We start from the raw sequence: 1,399 nt of genomic DNA, 5'->3' as shown, positions 1-1,399 counted from the left end.
TATATAGTCCAAATAAAAGTCCATGACAGCAAATGTATTGTTTGTTACATTATACACCATAAAGTCAGGAGAGCCGTTGAGATTTTTTGAACCGCAGATGAACGCTGATTAACGCTGATGTAATTTTGATTGATTCTGTATCTACCCAAATTATTGTCATACAACCAATACCGGATGATTGAGTTTGCGCGAAGCATACAAAAGAGATGCTTTCAGATCGTCAGCTTCAAGATCGGGCATTTCTTCTAGTATTTGTTCCTCACTCAAACCAGCCACAAATAAGTCCAGTACGTCTGATACCCGAATTCTCATGCCGCGAATGCAAGGGCGACTGCCGCACTGTCTAGGATTAACAGTGATTCTTGCGAGTAGCTCCGACATTAAAGTTAGCTCCTACAACGCTTAGTTATAGTATGAATGAGAGCGCTCGTAATTGTCAATAACTGGATTCCCATGATTATTAACTAATTAAGCTGTACCAATTACTTTTGTCATCGCTTAAGCGCACTGACTCAGTGGCGGAAATTGCCATTTTCCAGAATATAAAGTAGATGGTAGCTTTAAACAATAGGCAGCAGGAATCACCTCGATCAACCACCAATTAAACATATCTCGTTGAGCCGCAGCAAAACCAGAAATAGCATCTCCGGTAATGGCATCATACAAAATATCCAAGATGGCATTATAGGCTGTTTTGCTGTTGAGTGTTTGCAGCAAGCCGTAGAAGATATTATAAGCTTCGTTACTAGCTTGATATTTTCCTATTTTGTTGATATTAGGAAACAACGTATCAGCCCAAGTTTCTGGGATTTCACAACTATTCTTCAGCCAACAAGATACAATTCCTTCAACGATATCAGCTTTGTGTTCTTCAGGAAAGTAATGTTTAATAGTCGGTTTAGCTGCTAATGCTATTCCATAAGCCATATAGACGTATCGCTGATGGGATATTGCATCATTAGGCATTCCAAAGGCTGTCATTACTTCTACAAAAGCTTCTTCTACATTGCACTTTCCACCTCGTTCGTATAAATCGTCATATTTTCTGTCCCAAACCGTCTGAAGTGTTTGCTGTAATTGATCTGGAATAGTTAAGTTGCTGGGCAATTTAAAATCGGTGTAGTGACCTAGAGCAAACTTTATCATTGACTTTCCCTCCTTATGTATTTTCCTCGATCGTCAACCAAGATCGAGCTAATTTTAAGACTAATATCACCTCCATTGTACCTTACCCAGAGAAGCCAGTAAAGCCTTCCTTGGCTCTACTGGCTTTTTATCCTATATTTCTACGGATATGGCTCCTCGTAGAAGATAATCACTTCGGGAGCATAACACTTATGCGATGAGTACAAATACTCAGAAATACCATGCTCCTCATTAGTCCATAATTAAATATGTT

Annotated in this window: 2 protein-coding genes; both read right to left on the bottom strand. The window is 39.2% G+C overall.

Annotated features, from left to right (window positions below; translation table 11 throughout):
- Window positions 1-156: 156 nt before the first annotated feature.
- Window positions 157-381: a DUF433 domain-containing protein gene (locus tag QUB70_RS32510; protein WP_332985927.1), complete on the bottom strand. Its 225-nt coding sequence runs from the start codon at window positions 379-381 to the stop codon at window positions 157-159.
- Window positions 382-498: 117 nt separating this feature from the next.
- Complete coding sequence (locus QUB70_RS32505; protein WP_332985926.1) at window positions 499-1,146, bottom strand: hypothetical protein; 648 nt, start codon at window positions 1,144-1,146, stop codon at window positions 499-501.
- Between the last annotated feature and the right edge of the window lie 253 nt (window positions 1,147-1,399).

Source organism: Microcoleus sp. A003_D6 (assembly GCF_036702825.1).
Lineage (GTDB): Bacteria > Cyanobacteriota > Cyanobacteriia > Cyanobacteriales > Microcoleaceae > Microcoleus.
Note: the sequence above shows the minus strand (reverse complement) of the source record. Positions and strands in the feature narration are given on the sequence as shown.

Coding starts and splice junctions, on each gene's coding strand:
- QUB70_RS32510 (WP_332985927.1), bottom strand. CDS start 381: ATGTCGGAGCTACTCGCAAGAATCACTGTTAATCCTAGACAGTGCGGC.
- QUB70_RS32505 (WP_332985926.1), bottom strand. CDS start 1,146: ATGATAAAGTTTGCTCTAGGTCACTACACCGATTTTAAATTGCCCAGC.